At 63.1% G+C, this 19,246-nt stretch carries 19 protein-coding genes; 12 read left to right on the forward strand and 7 right to left on the reverse strand.

What is annotated here, in order from left to right; translation table 11 throughout:
• The first annotated feature begins 81 nt into the window (after positions 1–81).
• The 4 genes from ASD12_RS19435 (at position 82) to ASD12_RS19450 (ending at position 4,458) form a co-directional block, all read left to right on the forward strand.
• Positions 82–1,299 carry a urate hydroxylase PuuD gene (locus ASD12_RS19435; protein WP_056589565.1) on the forward strand — a complete coding sequence of 406 codons (1,218 nt, stop codon included), beginning with the start codon at positions 82–84 and terminating at the stop codon, positions 1,297–1,299.
• A gap of 1 nt (position 1,300) precedes the next feature.
• Positions 1,301–2,614 (forward strand): guanine deaminase, encoded by a 1,314-nt coding sequence (gene guaD / locus ASD12_RS19440; RefSeq protein ID WP_056589568.1) that lies wholly within the window; start codon positions 1,301–1,303, stop codon positions 2,612–2,614.
• A gap of 78 nt (positions 2,615–2,692) precedes the next feature.
• Positions 2,693–3,196 carry a heme-degrading domain-containing protein gene (locus tag ASD12_RS19445; RefSeq protein ID WP_056589571.1) on the forward strand — a complete coding sequence of 168 codons (504 nt, stop codon included), beginning with the start codon at positions 2,693–2,695 and terminating at the stop codon, positions 3,194–3,196.
• Positions 3,193–4,458, forward strand: coding sequence for a glycerate kinase (locus tag ASD12_RS19450; protein ID WP_056589574.1), 1,266 nt, complete (start codon positions 3,193–3,195; stop codon positions 4,456–4,458). The genes ASD12_RS19445 and ASD12_RS19450 overlap by 4 nt, the downstream gene beginning before the upstream one ends.
• A gap of 62 nt (positions 4,459–4,520) precedes the next feature.
• Here ASD12_RS19450 and ASD12_RS19455 read toward each other — a convergent pair whose 3' ends face one another.
• From ASD12_RS19455 to ASD12_RS19470, 4 genes are all read right to left on the reverse strand, one after another.
• Entirely contained in the window at positions 4,521–5,990 is a 1,470-nt protein-coding gene (locus ASD12_RS19455; RefSeq protein ID WP_056589575.1) for a UdgX family uracil-DNA binding protein, read from the reverse strand.
• A 2-nt stretch (positions 5,991–5,992) separates the two neighbouring features.
• A complete protein-coding gene (locus ASD12_RS19460) occupies positions 5,993–7,228 on the reverse strand; it encodes a putative DNA modification/repair radical SAM protein (protein WP_056589577.1) in 1,236 nt (411 codons plus the stop codon).
• A gap of 85 nt (positions 7,229–7,313) precedes the next feature.
• Positions 7,314–8,720, reverse strand: a complete 1,407-nt coding sequence (locus ASD12_RS19465; RefSeq protein WP_082525533.1) for a glutamine synthetase family protein — start codon at positions 8,718–8,720, stop codon at positions 7,314–7,316.
• Between the two features lie 11 nt (positions 8,721–8,731).
• Positions 8,732–10,111 carry an aspartate aminotransferase family protein gene (locus ASD12_RS19470; protein ID WP_056589580.1) on the reverse strand — a complete coding sequence of 460 codons (1,380 nt, stop codon included), beginning with the start codon at positions 10,109–10,111 and terminating at the stop codon, positions 8,732–8,734.
• Between the two features lie 158 nt (positions 10,112–10,269).
• Here ASD12_RS19470 and ASD12_RS19475 point away from each other — a divergent pair, with 158 nt between their 5' ends.
• A complete protein-coding gene (locus ASD12_RS19475) occupies positions 10,270–10,722 on the forward strand; it encodes a hypothetical protein (protein WP_056589583.1) in 453 nt (150 codons plus the stop codon).
• An 8-nt stretch (positions 10,723–10,730) separates the two neighbouring features.
• Here the strand turns inward: ASD12_RS19475 and ASD12_RS19480 are convergent, their stop codons facing one another.
• Together ASD12_RS19480 and ASD12_RS19485 are read right to left on the reverse strand one after the other, a co-directional pair.
• Positions 10,731–11,705, reverse strand: coding sequence for a WD40 repeat domain-containing protein (locus ASD12_RS19480; RefSeq protein ID WP_056590124.1), 975 nt, complete (start codon positions 11,703–11,705; stop codon positions 10,731–10,733).
• Positions 11,706–11,955: 250 nt separating this feature from the next.
• Positions 11,956–13,002, reverse strand: coding sequence for a GTP-binding protein (locus ASD12_RS19485; protein ID WP_056589586.1), 1,047 nt, complete (start codon positions 13,000–13,002; stop codon positions 11,956–11,958).
• Positions 13,003–13,204: 202 nt separating this feature from the next.
• Between ASD12_RS19485 and ASD12_RS19490 the strand changes: the two genes are divergently transcribed.
• The 3 genes from ASD12_RS19490 to ASD12_RS19495 all read left to right on the forward strand — a co-directional run bounded on the left by ASD12_RS19490 (position 13,205) and on the right by ASD12_RS19495 (position 14,636).
• Entirely contained in the window at positions 13,205–13,744 is a 540-nt protein-coding gene (locus ASD12_RS19490; RefSeq protein ID WP_320410748.1) for a hypothetical protein, read from the forward strand.
• Complete coding sequence (locus ASD12_RS35890) at positions 13,744–13,950, forward strand: hypothetical protein (RefSeq protein WP_320410749.1); 207 nt, start codon at positions 13,744–13,746, stop codon at positions 13,948–13,950. Before ASD12_RS19490 ends, ASD12_RS35890 begins: the two co-directional genes overlap by 1 nt.
• A 215-nt stretch (positions 13,951–14,165) precedes the next feature.
• Positions 14,166–14,636 (forward strand): MarR family winged helix-turn-helix transcriptional regulator, encoded by a 471-nt coding sequence (locus ASD12_RS19495; RefSeq protein ID WP_056590127.1) that lies wholly within the window; start codon positions 14,166–14,168, stop codon positions 14,634–14,636.
• Between the two features lie 24 nt (positions 14,637–14,660).
• On the opposite strand, the gene ASD12_RS19500 is transcribed toward ASD12_RS19495, so the two are convergent.
• Complete coding sequence (locus tag ASD12_RS19500; RefSeq protein ID WP_056589589.1) at positions 14,661–15,533, reverse strand: AraC family transcriptional regulator; 873 nt, start codon at positions 15,531–15,533, stop codon at positions 14,661–14,663.
• A gap of 50 nt (positions 15,534–15,583) precedes the next feature.
• Between ASD12_RS19500 and ASD12_RS19505 the strand changes: the two genes are divergently transcribed.
• The 4 genes from ASD12_RS19505 (at position 15,584) to ASD12_RS19520 (ending at position 19,170) form a co-directional block, all read left to right on the forward strand.
• The gene (locus ASD12_RS19505; RefSeq protein WP_056589592.1) at positions 15,584–15,991 is read left to right on the forward strand and encodes a DUF2000 family protein; all 408 of its coding nucleotides are present in this window, start codon (positions 15,584–15,586) and stop codon (positions 15,989–15,991) included.
• A 199-nt stretch (positions 15,992–16,190) separates the two neighbouring features.
• Positions 16,191–17,075 carry a DMT family transporter gene (locus tag ASD12_RS19510; RefSeq protein ID WP_056589594.1) on the forward strand — a complete coding sequence of 295 codons (885 nt, stop codon included), beginning with the start codon at positions 16,191–16,193 and terminating at the stop codon, positions 17,073–17,075.
• A 77-nt stretch (positions 17,076–17,152) separates the two neighbouring features.
• A complete protein-coding gene (locus tag ASD12_RS19515; RefSeq protein ID WP_082525534.1) occupies positions 17,153–18,175 on the forward strand; it encodes a LacI family DNA-binding transcriptional regulator in 1,023 nt (340 codons plus the stop codon).
• Complete coding sequence (locus tag ASD12_RS19520; protein ID WP_056589601.1) at positions 18,172–19,170, forward strand: 2-hydroxyacid dehydrogenase; 999 nt, start codon at positions 18,172–18,174, stop codon at positions 19,168–19,170. Before ASD12_RS19515 ends, ASD12_RS19520 begins: the two co-directional genes overlap by 4 nt.
• Positions 19,171–19,246: the final 76 nt, after the last annotated feature.

Consider the following 19,246-nt stretch of genomic DNA (forward strand, 5'->3'; position numbering starts at 1 on the left):
TTTTGAAAGTCATCGCACACCCCGCCTCTTTCCGTTTGCGCTCCAGCCCGTAAAGTCACCGGATCGGCAGGGACGACTTCAATGATGGATTTCGCGATTTTCTGGGACTGGCTGAGTTTCGCCGTGCGCTGGCTGCATGTCGTCACAGGCATCGCCTGGATCGGCTCGTCGTTCTATTTCGTCGCGCTCGATCTCGGCCTGCGCCAGCGCGCGGGCATGCCTGTCGGCGCCTTCGGCGAGGAATGGCAGGTGCATGGCGGCGGTTTCTACCACATCCAGAAATATCTGGTGGCGCCGGCCGAGATGCCGGAACACCTGACCTGGTTCAAATGGGAATCCTACGCCACCTGGCTGTCCGGCTTCGCCATGCTGTGCGTCGTCTATTATGCCGGAGCCGATCTGTTCCTGATCGATCCCAACGTGCTGCCGATGTCGGTGCCGGTCGGCATCCTGTTGTCGCTGGCAACGATCGGCGTCGGCTGGGTGGTCTATGATCTCCTGTGCCGCTCGCCGCTTGGAAAAAGCGACACCGGGCTGATGCTGGTGCTCTACTGCGTGCTGGTGTTCATCGCCTGGGGGCTGACGCACCTGTTCACGGGCCGCGCCGCCTTCCTGCATCTTGGCGCCATCACCGCCACGATCATGTCGGCCAATGTCTTCATGGTCATCATCCCCAACCAGAAGATCGTCGTCGCCGACCTGATCGCCGGCCGCAAGCCCGACCCGAAATACGGCAAGATCGCCAAGCAGCGCTCCCTGCACAACAATTATTTGACGCTGCCTGTGCTGTTCCTGATGCTGTCGAACCACTATCCCCTGGCGTTCGGCACTGAGTTCAACTGGGTCATCGCCTCGCTGGTGTTCATCATCGGCGTGCTGATCCGGCACTATTTCAACAGCGTACACGCGCGCAAGGGCAACCCGACCTGGACCTGGATGGCGGCACTTGTCCTGTTCATCGTCATCATCTGGCTGTCGACCGCGCCGAAGGTGCTGACCGGCGAGCCCAGGGAATCGGCGGCGGCGCAAATCTATGTCGCTTCAGCGCATTTCCCGGCTGTGCGTGACACCGTGCTCGGCCGCTGCTCGATGTGCCATGCCGCGGAGCCGGTCTATGAGGGCATCTATCATGCGCCGAAGGGCGTGATGCTCGACACCGACGCCGACATCGCCAACCACGCTCGCGAGATCTATCTGCAGGCCGGCCGCAGCCACGCCATGCCGCCCGCCAACGTCAGCCAGATCACCGACAAGGAGCGGGCGCTGCTGGTGGCCTGGTTCGAAGGCGCAGGGAAATAGCATGAGCTGGACACTTCTGCGCGGCCGCACGCTCTCCTTTGTGCGCTGGCCCGAAACCATCGATGACCATTCCGCCTGGTGCTACGAGGAGGATGGCGGCGTGCTGATCCGCGACGGCAGGATCGTCGCCACGGGCACCTATACCGAGGTCGAAAAGCAGGCCGGCGAGGAGACGAATAAAATCGACCATCGGCCGCATCTGCTGCTGCCGGGCTTCATCGATGCGCATGTGCATTTCCCGCAAATGCAGATCATCGCTTCCTATGGCGCCGAACTGCTCGACTGGCTGAACACCTACACTTTTCCGGAAGAGACCAAGTTCGCCAACGCCCAGCATGGCCGCCGCATCGCGCGGCTGTTCCTCGACGAGATGGTGCGCCACGGCACCACGACGGTCGTCGCCTACTGCTCGGTGCACAAGGCCTCGGCCGAAGCTTTCTTTGCCGAGTCGCACGACCGCAACATGCTCAACATCGCCGGCAAGGTGATGATGGACCGCAATGCGCCAGACGGCGTGCTCGACACGCCGCAATCAGGCTACGACGACAGCAAGGCGCTGATCGCGCAATGGCATGGCAAGGGGCGCCAGCATTGTGCGATCACGCCGCGCTTCGCCATCACCTCGTCGCCGGAGCAGATGGAGATGGCCGCAGCACTCTGCCGCGAGTACCCCGACCTGCACATGCAGACGCATTTGTCGGAAAATCACGCCGAAATCGCCTTCACGCAGGAACTCTACCCGTGGTCGCGCGACTACACCCACGTCTACGAGCACTATGGGCTGTTGGGAAAGAAAAGCCTGTTCGGCCACTGCATCCATTTGTCGGAGCGCGAAGCGGATGCGCTTTCGGATTCGGGCTCGGTGGCGGTGTTCTGCCCGACTTCGAACCTGTTCCTCGGTTCCGGTCTGTTCGACTATCAACGCTTCCGCCGCCGCGACAAGCCGATCCGCATCGCCGCCGCCACCGATGTCGGCGGCGGCACCAATTATTCCATGCTGCGTACCATGGACGAGGGCTACAAGGTGATCGCGCTGAACGGCGAGAAGCTGAACCCGTTCCAGTCCTTCTGGCAGATGACACGCGGCAATGCCGAGGCGCTGTCGGTGGCGCAGAAGATCGGCACGCTGGAGGCAGGCACCGATGCCGACATCGTCGTGCTCGACGCCAGGGCGACGCCGGCGATGCGGCTCAGGATGGAAACGGTCGAGACGCTGGCGCAGGAACTGTTCCTGCTGCAGACGCTGGGCGACGACCGCGCCGTGCGCGAGGTCTATGTCGCAGGCCGGTCGGCCAAGAGCGACATGGCGAATTAGAGCACTACGGCGCGTTCCTTGCTTGACCCGGCGGCGGCCATCGGTCAAAGCGTGCGACGAAGTTGACAGGGGAACGACATGGCCGTTGCTGACGACATCGCTCTGATCAAGAGACAGGAAGAGATCCTGGTCTTCGCCGCCTTTGACGAGGCCGCTGCTTTCAAGATCGGTTCAGCCATCCGCGACCGCGCGCTCGCCGAGAACCTGCCTGTTATAGTCGACATCAGGACCTTCGATAGGCCGCTGTTCTATGCGGCGATGCCGGGCTCGAATGCTTCCAATCCCGACTGGGCGCGGCGCAAGATCAATGTCGTTAAACGGTTCCTGAAAAGCACCTACCGCATGGTGCTGGAACAGCAGCGCGCCGACCGCACCTTCAAGGTTGGTGAGGGACTGGATATTGCTGATTATGTGCTGGCTGGCGGTGGCTTTCCGGTTACCGTCAAGGGCGCCGGCGTCATTGGCGTAATCGCCGTTTCCGGACTGCCGGAGCGCGAGGATCACGGCGTCGTGGTCGATGCGCTGTGCGATCATTTGGGCGTCGACAAGCGCGGGCTGGCATTGCTTCGGGGAGCCGAATGACCGTGCTCGATCCCAAGGCCTTTCTCGCCTCCATCTTCAACGCGGCCGTCGCCGCAGCCGATCCGGAACGAACCATCAGGGATCATTTGCCGGCCAAGCCCAAGGGCCGCACCATCGTCATTGGCGCGGGCAAGGGCTCGGCGCAGATGGCTGCGGCTTTCGAGAAGGTGTGGGACGGCCCCATCGAAGGGCTGGTCGTCACCCGCTACGGCTATGGCGCAACCTGCGAGCGCATCGAGATCATCGAGGCGGCGCACCCGGTGCCGGATGCCGCCGGGCTCGAAGCCTCGCGGCGTCTGCTCGCCAAGGTCCAGGGACTGACAGCGGATGATCTGGTCGTGGCGCTGATTTCGGGTGGCGGCTCGGCGCTCTTGCCGTCGCCGGCCGGCAGCCTGACGCTGGCCGACGAGATCGCCGTCAACGAAGCGCTGCTCGCCTCCGGCGCGCCGATCGCAGCGATGAACACCATCCGCAAGCACCTTTCCGCCATCAAGGGCGGCAGGCTGGCGGCGGCCGCCTGGCCGGCCAAGGTGGTGTCGCTGGTCGTTTCCGACATTCCCGGCGATAATCCAGCACTTGTCGCCTCCGGCCCGACGGTACCGGACACTGGCAGCCGCGCAGACGCGCTGGCATCGATATCGGCCTATGGCATGAAACTGCCAGCCTCGGTCATGGCGCATATCAATTCGCCTGCCGCCGATGCGCCAAAGCCGGATGATGAACGCTTTTCGCGCAACGAGGTCCATCTGATCGCCTCTGCGGGTGTGTCGCTCGAAGCGGCTGCTGCGGAAGCGAAACGGCAAGCCGTCGAAGCTGTCATCCTCTCCGATGCCATCGAAGGGGAAGCGCGCGAGGTGGGCGGCGTCCATGCGGCAATCGCGCGCGAAGTGGCGACGCTCAACCGGCCATTTTCGAAGCCGGTGCTGATCCTGTCGGGCGGCGAGACAACCGTGACGCTGCGCGCAAAAGGCAAGGGCGGCCGCAATTCGGAATTCCTGCTTGCCTTCGCCATCGGCATCAATGGCGTCGACGGCATTCACGCGCTGGCCGCCGACACCGACGGCATAGACGGTTCGGAAGATAATGCCGGCGCCTTTGCCGATGCTTCGACCGTACAGCGCATGCTTGCAGCGGGCGTCGATGCCAAAGCGATGCTCGCCGGCAACAATGCCTGGACGGCCTTCAACGCGGTTGGCGATCTCTTCGTGCCCGGCCCGACCGGCACGAATGTCAACGACCTCAGGGCAATCCTGATCAGGTAGCTGAAGCAATTCCAGGAAAAGTGTGCAGCGGTTTTCCGTCCGGAATTGCGCAGAACAACGGATTAGGCGGCCATCAGCCGCTTGACCTGCATCATATCCTGCAAAAACCGCTCGCGTTCGGCTTCCTTGTCGGCCGGCTCGTGGATGCGCAGGATGAAGGACGGATGGATGGTGATGAACACGCGCAAACCATCTTCGCGCTCGATCACCTGACCGCGCGTTTTCGTCACTGGGATTGCCTTGCCCAGCAGCGACAACGCCGCCGTTGCACCAAGCGCCACGGCAAGGTCTGGCTTGATCAGCGCGAACTCCCTGTCGATCCACCAGCGGCAGGCCTTAACCTCGCCGGCATTCGGTTTGGAATGGATGCGGCGCTTGCCACGCGGCTCGAATTTGAAGTGCTTGACGGCGTTGGTGACGTAGACTTTCTGGCGATCGACACCGGCTTCATCAAGAATCGAATCGAAGACCTTGCCAGCGGGACCGACGAAAGGTTTGCCGGCAAGATCCTCCTGATCGCCCGGCTGTTCGCCAACGAAAATCACCTTGGCATTGTCCGGCCCTTCGCCAAACACGGACTGCGTCGCGTCGCGCCACAGCGGGCAGCGGCGGCAACCTTTCGAAGCCTCGCGCAGTTCGGAAATGGTGCTTGCGCCATCGTGCTGTCCTGTCTCGTCTGGCTGTTGCTTCGGCCAGTGCCGCGCCTGCACCTTGGCGTGGTGCGGCGCGGGTGCTGTCGGCATTCTGGCAATCATGTCTTTGGCGGCCTTGTCCGCTCCTGCGATCATGTCTGGAATGAGCGAGGCCTCGGGAAGGTTCCGCCAATATTTCTTCGGCATCTCTTTCTGCATGGCTTTCACCTTCAGCCGTGCCGGGTTGAAGATGTTCTCGAAATAGGTTCGCCACAGCGCCTCAATATCGTCCTGATCAGGCGCATCGCCCTTGGCCGCGCCCGGTCCGAGCGCCAGCCTTTCGCCATCCCAGTCGGCGGAGGCATAAGGCGTCAGGATTGTCCAGCGCATACCGGTGAAACGCCTGACGAAGAAATCGGCATTCCGCTCGACGATGAAATGATCGGGTTCGAACCAGGCGACATAGCGCTCCTCGTCGCCGTCGCCGATCTTCCGGAAGCGCACGAAGGCATGCATCTTGTGGCTGTCGCGCCGTACCGCCTTTTCCATGGCCTCGAGACGCTTGGTGTCTGGATCCGAGGCGATCGCCAGCAGCTTCGGCTCGGTGCGCAACCGCCACAGCATCCGGTAGAGAAAGGCGAACCGGGTGGGATCGGAATGGCAGAAGGCGGTTTCCGCATGCCCGATGAAGTCGCGTGGCACCACGAGCTGCGCGCCGGCCGGCGGGGCCGGAAAATCCCTCTGCGGTCGGTCGGAACCGGTTGCGACATGCCAACTGATAACCTCCGGCCTGACCTCGTTCAGCGCCAGCCGCCGCGCCGCATCGCGCCAGCCGGAAAAGTCGGTCTCGCTGTCGAGCCACACGCTGTAGCTGGCAAGATTGAGCTCAGCCGGTTGCATGGTCAAAACAGCGACAGTTGTTCGCAAGGATGCACGATCTTGTCGCGCAAGCCGGCCTTGTCGGTGAGCGCGCCTGGCGACCAGCCTTCGGCAATGATGAAGGGCCTGAGCTTGACGATCGATTGGCAGAGGCGCCCGACATCTTCCAGCCGCATGCGCCGATGGCGGCGGGTCTCCAGGATTTTGGCGATCACCTTGGTGCCGAGACCCGGAACGCGCAGCAGTGCTTCGCGGTCGGCGCGGTTGATGTCGACCGGAAACTGCCCCCGGTTGCGCAGGGCCCAGGCCAGCTTTGGATCTATGGCGAGGTCGAGCATGCCGTCGCCGCTGCCGGCGAGGATCTCCGGCTGTGAAAATCCGTAGAAGCGCATCAGCCAGTCGGCTTGATAAAGCCGGTGCTCGCGCATCAGCGGCGGTTTCTGCAACGGCAGGGACGACGACGAATCCGGGATCGGGCTGAAGGCCGAGTAGTAGACGCGCCGCAGATGATAGCTGCCATAGAGCCGCGCGCTGGTGTGCAGTATGCCGTCGTCGGAGGTCTTGTCGGCGCCAATGATCATTTGCGTCGATTGTCCGCCCGGCGCAAAGCGTTCGCGCTTTTTGGTCCTCAGTGTCGGCTCGGCCTTCTCCTCCATTTTCTGGCGCAGCCTGGCCATGGAAAGCCGGATCGTTTCCGGCTTCTTTTCCGGCGCCAGCCGCTTTACGGCCTCGTCGGTCGGCAGCTCGACATTGATCGACAGCCGGTCGGCATAAAGCCCTGCCTTCTCGACCAGTTCCGCCGAACTTTCCGGGATTGTCTTCAGATGGATATAGCCGGAGAATTTCTCCTCCAGCCGCAATCGCCGGGCCACCTCGACCATGTCGCCCATGGTCTCGTCCGGTGAGCGGATGACGCCCGAAGACAGGAACAGGCCCTCGATGTAATTGCGCCGGTAGAAATCCATGGTCAGCTTCACCACCTCGTCGACGGTGAAACGGGCGCGCCGTACATTCGAGGAAGAGCGATTGATGCAATAGCTGCAATCGTAGATGCAGAAATTGGTCAGCAGGATCTTCAGCAGCGAAATGCAGCGACCGTCGGGCGCATAGGAATGGCATATGCCCATGCCCTCGGTCGAGCCGATGCCGCCGGATTTCAGCGAATCCTTTTTCGCCGCACCGGAAGAGGCGCAGGAGGCATCGTATTTGGCGGCGTCGGACAGAATCGCCAGCTTTTCACGGACGGTGAGTGCACTCATATGTTCATGATATGTTCTAAGCGAGAGGCACGCCACCTCATTTGATGGAGGCGGCGAAAAAGTGATCGCCGCCCATCATGAACCATCAAACCTCGTGCAGATAGAGGTGGTAATCCAGTTCACTGACCGTGCGTGCAACACGCAGGTACTCGGATTGCTTGATCGCCACGAAGGTCCGGTGCAGGTCCTCGCCGAGCGCGTTCTTCAGGAAGGTGGAGGTCCGCGCGGCTTCGATCGCGGCGCGCCAGTCGACAGGCATCGTCGTGCGCGTGACAGCCGCCTCATAGCCGTTGCCGGTGGTTTCCGGGCCGGGGTCGAGACCTTCATCCAGGCCTTTGATAATGCCGGCCAGCACGGTCGCGGCGATCAGATAGGGGTTGGCGTCGACGCCAGATGGGCGATGCTCGATGCGCCGGTTCTTGGCGTCGCCCGCCGGCACGCGCAGCGCCACCGAGCGGTTGTTGACGCCCCAGGTCGGCGCCACCGGCGCATAGGATTGCGAGACGAAGCGCCGCCAGGAATTGGCGTGCGGTGCAAACACCAGCATCGATTCCGCCATCGTCTGGATGAGACCGCCGAGCCCCTGCAGCAACGGCAGCGACCAGCTCTCGCCGCCGGCCTCCGCAAAGACGTTTCGGCCTGCCTTGTCCTGCAGCGAGACGTGGAAATGCATTCCCGAGCCGGCATACTTCTCGATCGGCTTGGCCATGAAACAGGCGGTGACGCCGTGGCGGCGCGCCTGCGCCCGCACCAGCCGCTTCAGCATAACCAGATCGTCGGCCGCCCGCATCACATCCTTGCGGTAGTTCAGCGTCAATTCGTACTGGCCGGGCGCATATTCGGAAATCACTGTCTCGGCCGGAATGCCCTGCGCCTTGGCTGCCGCATAGATGTCGGAGAACAACGGCTCCATGCCGTGCAGATGATCGACGGAATAGACTTCGGTCTTGCCCGATACGCGGCCATCGAGCACGGCGCGCGCCGGCTGCACCTTGCCGTCGGCGTCCCGCTCATTTGCCAGCAGGAAGAACTCAAGTTCGAAGGCGCCAGCCGGATAGAGACCCTTGGCCGCCAGGATATCGACTTGCCTCGCAAGCGCCAGCCGCGGATCCGACGACATCCGCCGGCCGTCGAGCATGTACATCGCCATCAGCAACTGGCCACGCGGCGGATTTGTGCCGTAGAGCGGCACCAGCGTGCCGGGAATCGGCCATGCCCTTAGGTCACCGTCGCCAGTCGTCCAGATCAGCCCGGTCTCGTGCACATCCTCGCCGGTGATGTCGAGGCCGAGGATCGAGATCGGCATATGGCGGCCGCCCTCGAAGATGCTTTTCAGCTCATGCCTGCGCACGATCTTGCCCCGGCCGACGCCATTGGCGTCGGTCAGCACGATATCGAAGGCTTCTATCTCGGGATGGGCATCGAGAAAGGCTTGCGCCTCGGCGGGTGTCGAGCCCGAAGGTGAGGTCATTATGGCATTGGGATGGTCCATTGCCGCTTGTCTCATGCCGCAAGCTTTGCCGCAACCGCGCCGAAAGCGGTGATCAGCCGGTTGACCTGGGCACCTGACGTCGCCGGCGAGATCAGCATCATGTTGTGGAAGGGTGCGATCAGCACGCCCCGATTGACCAGCGCGACATGGATGGCTGCCTCCAATTCCGGCGCATGCGCCACTTCCGCCTCAGCGCCATTGCGCAGCGGACCGGGCGCACAGATGAACTCGACACGAGCGCCGACACGGGAAACATGCCAGGGCAAGCGATAGCGGTCGATCACGCCGGACAGCCCGGCATCGAGCCGCCGCGCCAGACGATCCATCCGGTCATAATTTTCCTGGGTCATCACCTCTTCAAGCGTGGCCCGCATCGCAGCGAACTGTAGCGGGTTGGCCGACAGCGTCGTGCCCATGCCGGAATAGCCCGGCTGCTTGGTCCTGTTGTAGTCTGCGTAGCGCGAGGCGACGTCGTCGCTCATGCCCCACACACTTGCCGGCACACCCCCGGCAATCGGCTTGCCCAGGACGAAGAAATCCGGGTCGAGACCATACTTCCTCGTGTAGCCGCCGGGGCCGGTCGAGATCGTATGCGTCTCGTCGATCAGAAGCAGTGTGCCGGCCGCCCGCGTCAGTCTGCGCAGCGCGTCATGGTAGCCCGGATCGGCCAGCACCATGCAGGAATTGGTCAGCACCGGTTCGGCAATGACGCAAGCCACATCCTTGTCCCTGAGCGCGGCTTCCAGCGCGGCAATGTCGTTGAACTCGATCACCTTGGCCGTACGGGTCAGGTCGCGGAACTCGCCGGCCAATCCCGGCCGGTTGACGGGCTCGCCGTCGATAAGCCGCACCATCGTCTCGTCGACCGAGCCGTGATAGCAGCCATTGAAGACGAGGATTTTCTCCCGGCCGGTAACGGCGCGGGCCACGCGCAGCGCAAAGCGGTTGGCGTCGGTCGCCGTCGTCGCGATCTGCCAGAACGGCAGGCCGAAGCGCTGCTGCAGCAGCGGCCCGATGGCGAGCGCATCTTCCGAAGGCAGCATATAGGTCAGGCCGCGTCCGGCCTGGCGGCGGATGGCGCGCGCCACCGGCGGCGGCGAATGGCCGAACATCGAGCCGGTGTCGCCAAGGCAGAAATCGTCAAGCCTGATCCCGTCGATGTCGGTGATGGTCGCGCCTTTGGCGCTGTCGACCAGGATCGGAAAGGGCGTCGGCCAGTCGTTCATCCAGTGCATAGGCACGCCGCCGAAGAAGCCGGGCAGGCCGTTGCCGGCCTTGGCTTGCGACTTTGGCCGCGCCTTGCGGAAGGCTGCCCCCTCGGTTTCGCGCAACTCGGCAATGCGGTCGCGACCGATGCCGCCGATGGACGTCTTGGAAGTATCGCTGTGCATGAAAACCCCTCTGGTCGATCCCTCTTAGCCAATCCGTGTCCGCATCCGCAATTGGCCGCGCGTCCATCCTGCGTTGGCTCAGCCATTGGCAGCGGCGCTTGACCGTGCTGCCGAAGTCAGCGCCAATATGAGCGGGAATTGAGGTGGGGACAGCAAAAATGAGGACGATCATCTGTGTGACAATGCTTCTGTCGTCGGCCAGCGCCGCCTTCGCCTCAGGCGGCATCTGGTGCAACGTCGACGATACGGCGGTGGCATTCGACGTCGGCGCCGGCGTCACCAGGGGCATGGGCGGCCCGACCTTCAACTTTCGCGGCGATCTCGAAATCAAGGCGAGGTCAGTTGACGATCATCTGCGCAAGACGACGTTCGAGGATTCCAACCTGACCCAGTACTGGCTGGACGGCAAGGATCTGCGGCTGAACATCTACCGCGAGTACGAGGTGGCAAACACATTCAATTCCGTCGAACTGACGATCCTGACCAAGGCCAGCGACGAAGGGATCTATGACGGGCAGTACACACTTGCCGTTTATGACAATGCCGCCGACGTGGAAACGGATGGCAAGCCGAAAGAGTTGACGGGCAAGGTGTCGTGCGGGGCTGAATAAGTCCTGAACTACGCCGAAATGTCGATGACGCCGCAGTCGCCAGCGGCACTGCCAAAGGCGACGCGGCGCTCTTCCTTGTCCCACATCATCGAGGTGATGGCGCCCTTGCCCGGCCGCCGCAACAGCACTTCCTTGGCGTCGGCAAAGCGCACCGCCATCACCATGCCGTCATCATAGCCGACGGCGACGACATCCTGGCTGGGGTGACAGGCGACTGCCGTCACCATGGCGTTGCCGCGCGTGCCGAGTTCCAGTGGTGCCTTGCCCATCGGCCCGTCCTTGCCTGAAAACGGCCAGACGATCGCCGCCGGCGCGCCGGAACTCGCCAGCCACTTGCCCTTCACGCTCCACGACAGGCTTTTGACCTTGCCGGGATAACCGGTCATGCGCATGTGCTTGCCGTCGGCGAGCTTCCAGCCATGCAGCGCGTTCTCCTGCATCGTGGTGACGAGGAAGGCGCCGTCGGGCGAGAAGGTGATGCCGGTGTGGGCGCCGGCCCATTCGAGCTCCACCGGCTTGCCCTCGGCGGCCGGGAAATGCAGTGTCGCGCCATTGTAGCGGGCGACACCGAAGCGCATGCCCTTGGGCGAGAACGCCAACCCTTCCACCGAACGCGGATGAACGAATTCCCTGGTCTTGCCGTCGGCGAAGCGCACGAAGGCGGTCTTGCCCGTCGCATAGGCGATCGCGCCTTGCGGTCCTGCGGCGACGCTGGTGATCCACTTCTTTCCGGCACTGGTCAGTTCGGTGGCTTCGCCGCCTGCCTTCACAGCAAACACCTTGCCGTCCTCGCCGCCGGTGATGAGGCGGTCGTTGGCCGCATCGTGGAAGGCGGCGAGCAGCCCGTCATTGGCCTGAACCGTCTTGTGACCATGGTCGAGCCGATGGATCGCGCCGTCAGCCAGCGCGAAATGCGGCACGTCGCCGAGGAAGACGGCGGCGACGCAATGGCCTTCGAGGTCTAGGGGGGCGACTGTGGGCATCAGAACCATTCCAATGAAGTTTGCTGCCATCCCCGAGAAGTCGCCAGCGCGGCCAGGTGTGGCGCCAACCTTCTCCCCTTGTGGGAGAAGGTGGATCGGCGCGCAGCGCCGAGACGAATGAGGGTGTTGGACGGAGTGCCGTCGGTGCCAAGCTGGATCACCCCTCATCCGACCGAGCTTCGCTCAGCCACCTTCTCCCACAAGGGGAGAAGGACAGAAGGGGCAGCGCTAGCGTTATAAGGCTTGGAAATCAAGTCACCTGGCAGGCGTCGAAGCTCTTCTTCAGCCGTTCGGCATCCAGCTCGCGGCCGATGAACACCAGCCGGCTCTCATGCTTCTCGCCGTCCTTCCAGGCGCGCTGGTGGTCGCCTTCGATGATCATGTGCACGCCCTGTATGACGTAGCGCTCGTCATCACCCTTGAGCGCGATGATGCCCTTGAGCCGCAGGATGTTGGGGCCTTCCATCTGGGTGATCTTCTCGATCCACGGGAAGAATTTCTTCGGGTCCATCTCGCCGCCGCGCAGCGACACCGACTGCACCGTCACATCATGGATGTCGGAAGCATGTGCGTGATGGTGGTGGTCATGCCCGTCATGATCGTGGTGATGATGATCGTGGCCGTCATGGTCATGGTCGTCATGCGCCTCGAGAAAATCCGGATCGTTTTCCAGCGCTCGGGACAGGTCGAATGCGCCGCGATCGAGGACTTCGGACAAGGCGACGCCGGCGCGTGTCGTGCGATGGATCTTCGCCGCCGGATTGATGGCGCGGATCGTCGCCTCGACCTTGGCGAGCTCTTCGGGGGTGACGAGGTCGGTCTTGTTGAGCACGACGACATCGGCGAAGGCGATCTGGTCCTCGGCTTCCTTGGAATCCTTGAGCCGCAGTGGCAGGTGCTTGGCGTCGACCAGCGCCACCACCGCGTCAAGCCTGGTCTTGGAGCGCACGTCGTCGTCCATGAAGAAGGTCTGCGCCACCGGCACGGGATCGGCGAGCCCGGTGGTCTCGACGACGATGGCGTCGAAGCGCCCTGGCCGGCGCATCAGGCCCTCGACGACACGGATCAGGTCGCCGCGCACCGTGCAGCAGACGCAGCCATTGTTCATCTCGTAGATTTCCTCGTCGGATTCCACGATCAGATCATTGTCGATGCCGATTTCGCCGAACTCGTTGACGATGACGGCGTAGCGCTTGCCGTGGCTTTCCGACAGGATGCGGTTGAGCAGTGTCGTCTTGCCGGCGCCGAGATAGCCGGTGAGAACGGTTACGGGGATCTGCGTCTGTGCGTCGCTCATGGCTTGCCTCGAAGGTGCTGGGCCGCGAAAAATCCGGCCCTCGAAAAAGGGATTGTCGGTTCCATATAGGATGTGTGCCGGGCTTTTGCACGGGGCAAACCGATGGGCCAAACAGGCTTGCCGACATTACCGAATTTAGACTGGCGAGAGCCGCTGCGACCGCCTAGATCAGGACGCGGGAGGCCAATTCGAGAGGCAAGATATGTCCGGCAAGCCATCCTCCTTCTCATTGAGCCGACGCCAGGCGCTTGGTTTGATCGCGGTCACGGCCGGAGGTGGTGCCTTCCTGCCGGCCTCGGCAATGGCCGCCCAATCTTCGGCTACCCAGGCCTCGCTCTATGCCGGACTGGCCCTGTTCGAAAACGGCGCTGGTGTCTGCACCATTACGCTTGAAGTGACCGAGGGACCGTTCTATTTCGACCCGAAACTCGAACGTGCCGATGTCACCGAAGGCAAGAAGGGTATTGCCCTTGACGTCCGGCTGCAGGTCGTCGACGCGGGCTGCCGCCCGGTTGCCGGCGCTCGTGTCGACATCTGGCATTGCGACGCGCAAGGTGCCTATTCCGGCTATCCGGGACAAGGTGACGGCCGGGACGTCGACACGTCGGCCAAACCTTCCTGCGTGGTTGGCAAAGGACCGACGCAAGCGGCATCGTTTCCTTCGCTACCATCTATCCCGGCTGGTATCGCGGCCGCACCACCCATATCCATTTCAAGGTCTTCCCTGACGACAGTTCGGTGATGACCGGCCAGTTGTTCTTCCCCGACAGCCTCAGCGAGCAGATCTTCGCCACGGTCGCACCCTACAATGACCGGCCCGGCAAGCGCGATACCTCCAATGCCAGCGACGGCATCGCCAGGCAGGCCGGACCGCAATCGCAAGCCGCACTGCGCGAGGTGGAGGATGCCTATCAGGCGCTGATGATCGTCGCGAAGAAGCCCGGCTGAGCGGCATTCCCTCAGCCCCTGCTTGCGGCAAGAACTCCGGCCGCGAAAACTCGTTTGTCATCTAACTGAAATAAACATCTGGCATTAGCCACGGCGGACACCACAATGCTTGCCGGCAAAGCTGTTTGAAGCTCCGGAATCTTTTTGATCGTCGATTGCCAACCGGCCGGCTGTCTCTATGCTGCCCGCACCGGTACGGCCGAAGAGGGATGACCATGGCCAAGGCGGACAAGACTGCGACAATGAGCCGGCTGCATTCGGTGGCAAGGCTGGCAAGAACCGCGCTGGCGGCACGGCTCCTGGCGCACGGCTTCTATGCCGGCCAGGACCAGATCATGCTGGCGCTCGACCGCGAGGACGGCCAGACGCCTGGCAATCTTGCCGGTCGCCTCGGTGTGCGCCCGCCCACCATCACCAAGACCATCAACCGGCTGCAGGCCCAGGGTTTCCTGGAAAAACGCGCCTCGTCGGCTGATGCTCGCCAGGCGCACATCTTCCTCACCGACACCGGCCGCGACATCATCCACGCCATCGAGAAATCGGTTAAGAAGACAGAGAAGCAGGCACTGAAGGGCCTCGACAAGAAGGACCAGAAGGCGCTGTTCAAGCTGCTTGCCCGCATCGAGGCCAACCTCTCGAACGAGGAACTGGTGCTCATCGACGACGACGCCGAGTCGGACGACTGATCAGCCGATCGTCGCGGCAGGCGATCAGGCCGCCGTCGCAGTGAATCCATGAACCAGCGACGACCAGCGCCCCGGCGTCATACCGAACGCCTTCTTGAATTGCCTGATAAAATGGCTCTGGTCGCTGAAGCCGGCTTCGACCGCGATCTGCGCCAAAGGTTCGCCAGCGGCAATCATGCGCCGTGCGCGCTGAAGCCGGCGCATCACCAGGAAGCGATGTGGGCTGGTCGAGAAAGCGGCGCGGAAATGCCGTGACAAGGCGTAGCGGTCGAGCCCGGTTACCGCTTCCAGTTCGCCGGAGCGCACCGGTCGGGTCAGGTTTTCCGTGAGATAGTCGCGCGCAAGTGCAGCCGCTCGCCACGCCGTCCTGGTCATCGGCTTTGCCGGTTGGCCGGCATGCCGTGTCAGGCTTTGCATCAGTTGCGTCAGGAAGTCGTCGACGAACAACTCGTCGAGTTCCTGCTCCAGCGGCCCCAGCGCAGAAAGCAGCGTCGCGCAGAAAGCGGCGTCCGTCACCACGCCATCCCTGACAAAAGGCAGCGAAGCGCCGCCAAGGCAGTCGAGCATCAGTGACGGCTCCAGGTAGAGCATCCTGTAGCGCAGGCCGTCCTCGGTACCCGCGCCGCCGTCATGCAACTCGTCGGGATGCAGCACGATGATCTGACCGGGCAGGCTGTGGCGCGCAGCACCAAGATAGCGAAACGTCTGCACCCCGTGCAGTGTCACCCCGATCGAATAGGTGTCGTGGCGATGCAACTCGAACGCGCTGCCACGGAAGCGCGCCTCGATCCGCTCCATGCCGGCGGGATCGGGGGCGGAAATGATGCAGTTTTCCGCCGCACCGACGCACAAACGTCCAAGACCCCTGAAGGCCTGGCTGTCTAGATCGTGCGACATCGTCTCCTTCAGCCTCGCATTGGGGCACAAGCTCAAATGGTCAATGTCTCATGTTCGATACGAAATTTGCAATCGTGCTCAGGGAGGATCTGCCGGTCTGGCAGAAACTCAACGTCACGGCCTTTCTGACCAGCGGCATCGTGGCCCAGTTTCCGGACATCATCGGCGAGCCCTATCGCGACCGCGCCGGCAATCTGTACAACCCGCTGTCGATCCAGCCGGTCATCGTTTTGTCCGCCGACCAGGCAACACTGGGCACCATCCATCGGCGCACTCTGGAGCGCGGCGTAACCACCTCGCTCTATGTCGAGGAGATGTTCGCGACCGGCTTTGACGCGGCCAACCGATCCGTCTTCGGCGAATTCGCGCCTGAAGACGCCAAGGTGGTCGGTATCGCGCTTCGCGTCGACAAGAAGCTGGTCGACAAGATCACCAAGGGCGCTCGCATGCACGCCTAGTTTTCCGAAGCATGGACCAAGCCTGCCGGGGCTCTTGTTATGCCAGCCGGCTTTGGTGTCGCGGCAGGCGACAATTGGCTTGCCGGCAGCCGGCAATTCTCGCAAAGGTGAGCTTCAGTCCAGCTTCCCACCCGGCCTGCAAGTGAGTGCTCCGCAAAGACATCTAGAAAGCGCGACGCCCCCGGTGGCGATCCTGTGCATGCTTTCCACCTATGTCTTCTTCACCTTCCTCGACACCAGCAGCAAGTATCTCGTCCTTGCCGGGGTTTCCGTGCTGATCGTTGCCTGGGTGCGCTTTGCCGTGCATGTCGTGCTGGTCGGCACGCTGCTGCGCGGCTGGCGCCAGCCGGTGCGGTTTCGCCCGGTCAACCTGCCGGCGCATGTCCTGCGCGGCCTGTTCCTGTTCGGCTCGACCATCTTCAACATCCTGGCACTGCGCTCCCTGCAACTGGCCGAGACCACTTCGATCTATTTCTTCGGGCCGATGGTGATCACGGCGCTGGCCGGCCCGCTGCTCGGCGAGTGGGCGGGCTGGCGGCGCTGGCTGGCGATCCTGGCGGCCTTTGCCGGTGTCCTCATCATTACCCGGCCAGGCGTCGGCGTTTTCGGCGTCGGGCACCTGTTCGCGCTCGGCTCGATGTTGTCGAACTGCTTCTACGTCATCATGACGCGCCGCATGTCGGCGACCGAGACGTCGGAGAGCCTCATCCTGTTTTCGGCGCTGGCGCCGGCGCTGCTGCTGTTGCCCTTGCTGCCATTTTCGTTTTCCCTGCCGCATGACGGCTGGCACTGGTTCGTGCTGCTCATGCTCGGCGTGTTCGGCGGCGTCGGTCACTGGCTGCTGGTCCAGGCCTACCGGCTGGCGACGACCACCGCCTTAGCGCCTTATCCCTATTCGCAGATGGTGTGGATGATCATTTCCGGCTGGATCGTCTTCAAGCAGTTTCCCGACCGCTGGACGCTGCTCGGCGCCGCCATCATTGTCGCCAGCGGCCTCTACATCGTCCATCGCGAGCACCGGCTTCGGCTGCAGAGCCGCGCCGCCTCGGATGTGGAGGCGGAAGCGCTGGCAAAAAAACTTTGATTTGCACTCGATCGATGGCATAACGCCGCCTTTAAACAGTTTAGGTCAGGAAATTCAGGTCCGGGGGGCGCAAGGCGCTGGCACAGAAAATCAAGCTTTCGACGATCGCGGATGCGCTCGGCGTGTCCACGGCCACCGTGTCACTGGCGCTGCGCGACAGCCCGCTGGTTGCCGGCTCGACGCGCGACCGCATCAAGGAACATGCCCGCGCCATCGGCTATATCTACAATCGCCGCGCGGCCAGCCTGCGCACCTCGCGTTCGGGCATTGTCGGCGTCGTCGTCCACGACATCATGAACCCGTTCTTCGCCGAGATCCTGCGCTCGATCGAAAGCGAGCTCGACCGCAGCCGGCAGACCTTCATCCTGTCCAACCATTATGATCAGCTCGAAAAGCAGCGCACTTTCATCGACACGCTTTTGCAGCTCGGCGCCGACGGCGTCATCATGTCGCCGGCCATCGGCACACCGGCTTCCGACATCGTGATGGCCGAGGAGAATGGCCTGCCGGCGGTGCTGATCGCGCGTACCGTCGAGGGCGCCGACGTGCCGGTCTTTCGTGGCGACGACTCTTATGGAACAGGCCTCGCCACCAATCATCTGATCTCGCTCGGCCACAAGCGCATCGCCATGATCGGCGGCACCGACCAAACCTCGACCGGTCGCGACCGCTATCAGGGCTATGTCAACGCCATGGAGGCGGCCGGGCTGGAAGTCAGGCCGTCCTGGCGCATCGCCGGCCCGCGCACCAAGCAGGCCGGCTTCGAGGCCGCCGGACAGTTCCTGGCGCTGAAGGACAGGCCGACGGCGGCCTGCTGCTGGAACGACCTCGTCGCCATCGGCCTGATGAACGGCATTGCCCGTGCCGGCCTGGTGCCGGGCGTCGATATCTCCGTCACCGGCTATGACGATCTCGAAGAGGCGGCGATCGCGACGCCGGCGCTGACCACCGTCTGGAACGGCCAGCGCGAGGTCGGCCGCCGCGCCGCCAGCGCGCTGCTCGACAAGCTCAACGGGCAGACGGTGCGGCCTTCGCAAGAATTGATCAAGCCGGAACTGCACGTGCGTCAGTCGACCGGCAAGCCGGTGGAGCGTGCATGACCAAGGCCGAACAGCTGCAGACCGTCGCCATTCTGGTGCCGGGCGATTTCAACGATCATGCGGTCGACCGCATCAACCACACATTCAGGCCTGTCCCGATCGAACGCGCCGATCCGTCCCTCGTCACCGAAGAGATGCGCAGCAAGGTGCGTGGCATCGCTTCGTTTGCCGGCATCAACGCGGCGATGATGGATGCACTGCCCAATCTCGAACTCATCGCCTCCTTCGGCGTCGGCTATGATTCGGTCGATGTCGGCCATGCGGCGGCGAAGAACATCATGGTCACCAACACGCCTGATGTGTTGACCGAGGAGGTCGCCGACACCGCCATCGGGCTGCTGATCAACACCATCCGCGACCTGCCGCGTGCCGAAACCTGGCTGCGCGACGGCAGTTGGGTGCGCAAGGGCAACTATCCGCTAAGCCGGCTGACCTTGCGCGGGCGCAAGGTCGGTATCTTTGGCATGGGTCGCATCGGGCAAGCCGTCGCCCGGCGTCTCGAAGCCTTCGGCCTGCCGGTCGCCTATCACAACCGGCGCCGTGTCGAAGGCCTTTCCTATCAGTACCACCCGACCCTGAAAGGGCTTGCCGAAGCCGTCGACACGCTGATTTCGGTGGCGCCGGGCGGCGCCTCGACGGAGAAGGCGGTCAACGCCGAAATCCTGTCGGCGCTCGGCGCCAGCGGCGTCTTCGTCAATATCGGCCGCGGCAGCACGGTCGATGAGGCAGCGCTTGCGGCGGCGCTTGCCAACGGCACCATCGCCGCTGCCGGCCTCGATGTCTTTGCCGACGAACCGAACGTGCCCAAGGCGCTGCTCGACGCGCCGAACACGTCGCTGCTGCCGCATGTCGGCTCGGCATCTGACCACACGCGCCGCGCCATGGCGGATCTGTGCGTCGACAATCTGGTGTCGTGGTTCACCGAGCGCCGGCCGCTGACGCCGGTGCCCGAGACGGCGCATGTGAAGGCCAAAGCAATTCCAGGAAAAGTGTAGAGCGGTTTTCCCGGGAAAAGCGCGAAGCGCTTTCCCTTGGGAATTGCGTCAACACAGAGAATGATGCTGATCGGCT

The sequence above is a fragment of the Mesorhizobium sp. Root102 genome (genome assembly GCF_001425625.1).
Classification (GTDB): Bacteria; Pseudomonadota; Alphaproteobacteria; order Rhizobiales; family Rhizobiaceae; genus Mesorhizobium.